Below are 5,065 nucleotides of genomic sequence, written 5' to 3' on the forward strand. Positions count from 1 at the left end.
TGCGGCTGCTGCCGCGCGGGCGCGCACCCCCGGCGCCGGTCTTGCGCTCGATGGCGCCGCCGACCAGGAGGAGGCCACCCTGCTGGCGCCCGGGCGCAGCTGGTTTCCCGGTCCGCTGGTGCGCAAGCTGTTGCTGGTGGCGGCGCTGGCGGTGCTGGCGGCCGGTGCACTGACCGGCTGGCTGGTGGCGCGTGCCGCGGGGCAGGAGGCGATGGACCGCCTGGTGGTCCAGCAGGGCGACGAGGTGGAGCTGGTGGCGCGGCTGCTGTCGAGCAAGATCGAACAGAGCCAGAAGGTGCTGTCGACGGTGGCGGAGGGAATCACGCCCGGCATGCTCGATTCGCCGGCCTCGCTCGAATGGCTGCTGCAGCAGGGCCTGCCGGCGGTGCGCTTCTTCGATGCCACCTCGGTGGCGCGCCACGACGGCCAGCTGAGCGTCAACCTGCGCTACGGGCAGCTGGAGAAGGCTTCTGAGCTCGATCCGGCCGAGCGCGACTACCTCGTGCGCACCCTGGTCGAAGGCAAGCCGCTGGTGTCCGAACTGATCGGCACGCGGCCGTCGGACGCGCGCGTGATGTTCACCCACCCGCTGCTGCTTCGGGAGGGCGGCGTCGGCGGCGTGGTGGCGGGGGTGCTGCGGCTGCAGTCCCAGGGGCTGCTGCCGCATTCGCTGGCGCTGCCGGCCCGCTCGGACTCGCGGCTGGTGGTGTTCACGCGCGAGGGCGTCATCCTGTCGCACCCGGACGCCGGGCGTGTGCTCGGCCATGTGCGCGACGAGCCGGGCCTGGCAGAGGCCTACGAGCGCTGGCGCAGCCGCGGCAAGCCGCTCAACGGCAGCAGCCTCACGGAGTCGCGCTCCGGCCATGTGGTCAGCCTGGCGAGCGTGCCGATGCCGCAATGGATGGTGGCGCGCGTGAGCGATGCGCGCACGCTGCTCGCGCCGGTCGAGGGCGTACAGCGGCGCGCCTGGCAGGTGGCGGCGCTGGTGACCGCCCTGGTGGGCCTTGCGGCGGTGCTGGCGATCGGCTGGCTGGCACGGCCCCTGGCGCAGCTGCGCGAGCGCGCCATGGCGGTGCTGGACGATGCCTTCGATCCGGAGGACACGACCGCGGAGGGCGGCGCCATCCACGCCCACTGGCCGCGCTCGGCCGGCGAGGTGGACGACGTGGTGCGGGTGTGCTTGCGCCTGCTCGAGCACCGGCGCGCGCACCGCCAGGGCTGGCAGGCGCTGTCGCAGCAGCTGCAGGCGGTGCTGGCCCACGTGCCGCTGGGCATCGCCCTGACGCACGAGGAACGGGTCCAGGTGGCGAGCCTGCAGGCCTGCCGGCTCCTTGACCACAGCCCGGCGCAGCTGCGCGGGCGCCTGCTGCTCGACCTGCTGGCGCCGCAGGAGGGCGAGGCCGACAGCATGGCGCGCCAGGTGCGGGCGCAGTTCGCCGCCCACGGCCGTTTCGAGGGCGAGCTGCCGCTGCTGCGGCGCGACGGCGGCGTGCAATGGGTGCGCGCGCAGGGGCGGCCGATCCATGCCGAGGACCCGCAGCGCGGCACGCTGTGGGTGCTGGAGGACTGCACCGCCACCCGCGCCGCACGCCAGCACGAGGCCTGGAGCGGCGGCCACGATGCGCTGACCCTGCTGCTGCACCGTCCTGCCTTCGAGGAACGCCTGCGCGCGCTGCTGGAGGCGCGCGCGACGCAGGGACTGCCTGCGCTGCCGGGCGCACCGCAGCCGCCGGGCCTGTATGGCGACGAGGGCAGCGGCGCGCTGCTGTTCCTCGACCTGGACCATTTCACGGTCATCAACGACGTGGCCGGTCATGCGGCGGGCGACGACGTGCTGCGGCATCTGGCGCGGCTGCTGGAGTCGGAGCTGCGGCAGATGGGCTGGGTGGCGCGCGTCGGCGGCGACGAGTTTGCCGTGGTGCTGCCCGGGGTGACTTCGGCGCGTGCGCTGGCGGTGGCCGAGCAGCTGCGCGCGGCCGTGCAGGCCTGGGAGCCCTCGTACCTGGGGCGCAGCTTCACGCTCGGCCTGAGTATCGGGCTGGTGCCGCTCAGCCCCGGGCTGCGCGACGTGGCGCTGCTGCTGCACACGGCCGACATGGCCTGCTACGCCGCCAAGCGGGCGGGTCGCAACCGCGTGGAGGTGCGGCGCGTGATGCCACAGCCGGAAGCCGGTCCCGCGGCTGCGCCCTGAGGAAAGGCGCGGCGGCCCGGCCGTCCCTTGCGGCTGGCGCGTCGGCTCGCTCAGTCTTCCAGCCGCCCCAGCGCGCGCAGCACGTTTTCCGCGGTCGCCGGGGCCCGCAACTCGATGCGCTCGCCCGGCGCGAACCTGCCCCCGCTTGCGCCGTCGCGCGCCGCAGCGATGGCGTTGCGCAGCGCCTCGTACACGCTCACCGCCAGCATGAAGGGCGGCTCGCCCACGGCCTTGCTGCCGCCCACGTTGTCCTCGCGGTTGGCCTCGTGCCATAGCCGCACCTGGAAATGCTCGGGTACGTCGCCGGTGGCCGGGATCTTGTAGGTGCTGGGGGCGTGCGTCGCCAGCCGGCCGCGTTCGTCCCAGACCAGCTCCTCGGTGGTCAGCCAGCCCATGCCCTGCACGAAGCCGCCCTCGATCTGGCCGATGTCGATGGCCGGGTTGATGCTGCGGCCCACGTCGTGCAGGATGTCGATGGCCAGCACACGGCTCTCGCCAGTGGTGGTGTCGATGGCCACCTCGGTGCAGGCCGCGCCATAGGCGAAATAGAAGAACGGCCGGCCCGTGAGGGTGGTCTTGTCGTAGTGGATCTTGGGCGTGCGGTAGAAGCCGTCGCTCCACAGCTGGATGCGGTTGGCGTAGGCGGCGACCACCACCTCCTCCCAGCGGCGCACGACCTTCGGGGAGGTGACGAGGCCGCCCTCGAACTGCACCGCGCCCGCGCCGCAGCCGTCCAGCCCGGCGACGAAGGCCGCCAGGTTGTCGCGGATGGTGCGCGCAGCGTACTGGGCGGCGCGGCCGTTCAGGTCGGTGCCGCTGGAGGCGGCGGTGGCGCTGGCGTTCGGCACCTTGCTGGTGTCGCTGGCCGTGACCAGCACGCGCGCAAGCGGCACGCCCAGCTCGTCGGCGACGATCTGCGCCACCTTGGTGTGCAGCCCCTGGCCCATCTCGGTGCCGCCGTGGTTGACCTGCACGCTGCCGTCGGTGAAGACGTTGACCAGCGCGCCCGCCTGGTTGAACAGCGTGGCGGTGAAGCTGATGCCGAATTTCACGGGCGTGACCGCCAGGCCGCGCTTGAGCACCGGGCTGGTGGCGTTCCACTGCGCAATCGCCGCCTGGCGCTGCCGGTAATGCGCCTGTCGCTCCAGTTGCGGCAGGAGCTCGTGCAGGATGTTGTCCTCGACGCGCATCTGGTAGTGCGTCACGTCGCGCTCGCCGAGGCCATAGAGGTTGCGCATGCGCACGTCCAGGGCGTCCAGGCCCAGGTGCCGCGCGATGTCGCCGAGGATGGCCTCGATGGCGATCACCCCCTGCGGCCCGCCGAAGCCGCGGAACGCCGTGTGGCTCTGCAGGTTCGTCTTGCAGCGGTAGGAGGCGATCTCCACGTGCTCCAGGAAATAGGCGTTGTCGCAATGGAACACGGCGCGGTCGGCGACGGCGCCGGACAGGTCGGCGCTGTGGCCGCAGTTGGCCGCCATCATGAGTTTGAGTCCGGCGATGCGCCCGCTCGCGTCGAAGCCCACGTCGTATTCGTAGGCGAAGGGGTGGCGCTTGCCGGTGACCACAAAGTCGTCGTCGCGGTCCAGGCGCAGCTTCACGGGCCGGCCGAACTTGTGCGCCGCCACCGCCGCCCAGACCGCGAGGTGGCCGGCCTGGGTCTCCTTGCCGCCGAAGCCACCCCCCATGCGCCGGCACTCGATGCGCACGGCGTGGCTGTCCACGCCCAGCGCGTGCGCCACCCAGTGCTGCACCTCGCCGGGGTGCTGGGTGCTGGAATGGATCCACCACTGGCCCTGCTCCAGCGGCAGCGCGTAGGCGATCTGGCCCTCCAGGTAGAAATGTTCCTGCCCGCCGACCTCGAAGCGGCCCTGCAGGCGGTGCGGCGCCGTGGCGAGCGCACCGGCCGCATCGCCGCGGCGCACGTGCACGGGCGGCAGCACCCAGCTCTGCGCGGCCAGTGCGTCCTGCACGCTGAGGATGGCGGGCAGCGGGGTGATGGACAGCTGCACGGCACGCGCCGCGCGCCGCGCGCCCATGACGGAATCCGCCAGCACCAGGCCGATGACCTGGCCGACGTATTGCACCGTGCCGTGCGCGAACACCGCCTCGTCGCGCGCGGCGGTGGGAAAGACGGCGAGGCCGGGCACATCCTCGGCCAGCACCACGCCGTGCACGCCGGGCAGGGCCAGCGCGGCGCCGGTGTCCACGCCGTCGAGCGTGCCGTGCGCCACCGGGCTCAGGATGGGGGCGGCGTAGAGCGTGCCCTTGAATTCCGGCAGGTCATCGACGTAGGGGGCGCTGCCCGCCACCTGGGCGCGGGCGCTCTCGTGCGGGTGGGGGCGCCCGACGGCCGGAGCCTCGGGCTGCAGGGCGATGTCGTCGCGCTTCATGGCAGGGCCTCCTCGGCGGGAACGAGCGGGGCCAGCTCGTGCAGCGCAGCGCCGGCCGCGCCGCCCTGGCCCTCGCGCCACAGGCGCAGCACCAGCGCCCCCAGGGCCTCGCGGCGGTAGTGGGCGGAGGCGCGCATGTCGCTGATGGGCTGGAATTCGGCCTGCAGCACGGCCGCGGCGCGCCGGGCGGTGGCCTCGCTCCAGGGTTGGCCGGCGAGCGCGGCCTCGGTCTGCCGGGCGCGTGCCGGCGTGGCGGCCACGCCGCCGGCGCCGATGCGCGCCCGCACCACCGTGCCGCCCTCCAGCTGCAGGTTCAGCACCAGGCAGACGGCGGAGATGTCGTCGTCGAAACGCTTGGAGACCTTGTAGGCGGCGAGCAGCTGGCCCGGCGCGGGCGGCGGCACGTGGATGAAGGCAAGCAGCTCGTCCGACGCCATCACGTTCGTGCGATAGCCGGTGTAGAGATCCTCCAGCGGCAGCCGCC

At 73.3% G+C, this 5,065-nt stretch carries 2 protein-coding genes and 1 pseudogene; 1 reads left to right on the forward strand and 2 read right to left on the reverse strand.

Annotated features, from left to right (window positions below; all coding sequences use genetic code 11):
• The first annotated feature begins 79 nt into the window (after positions 1-79).
• Positions 80-2,191 carry a sensor domain-containing diguanylate cyclase gene (locus A612_RS15815; protein WP_051001527.1) on the forward strand — a complete coding sequence of 704 codons (2,112 nt, stop codon included), beginning with the start codon at positions 80-82 and terminating at the stop codon, positions 2,189-2,191.
• A gap of 50 nt (positions 2,192-2,241) precedes the next feature.
• Here A612_RS15815 and xdhB read toward each other — a convergent pair whose 3' ends face one another.
• Both xdhB and A612_RS15825 read right to left on the reverse strand, forming a co-directional pair.
• The gene (gene xdhB / locus A612_RS15820; protein WP_019375404.1) at positions 2,242-4,581 is read right to left on the reverse strand and encodes a xanthine dehydrogenase molybdopterin binding subunit; all 2,340 of its coding nucleotides are present in this window, start codon (positions 4,579-4,581) and stop codon (positions 2,242-2,244) included.
• Positions 4,578-5,065 (reverse strand): annotated as a pseudogene (locus A612_RS15825) (xanthine dehydrogenase small subunit); the annotation flags it as partial. The gene xdhB and the pseudogene A612_RS15825, both read right to left, overlap by 4 nt.

This window comes from Melaminivora alkalimesophila, assembly GCF_000282995.1.
Taxonomy (GTDB): Bacteria; Pseudomonadota; Gammaproteobacteria; order Burkholderiales; family Burkholderiaceae_C; genus Melaminivora; species Melaminivora alkalimesophila.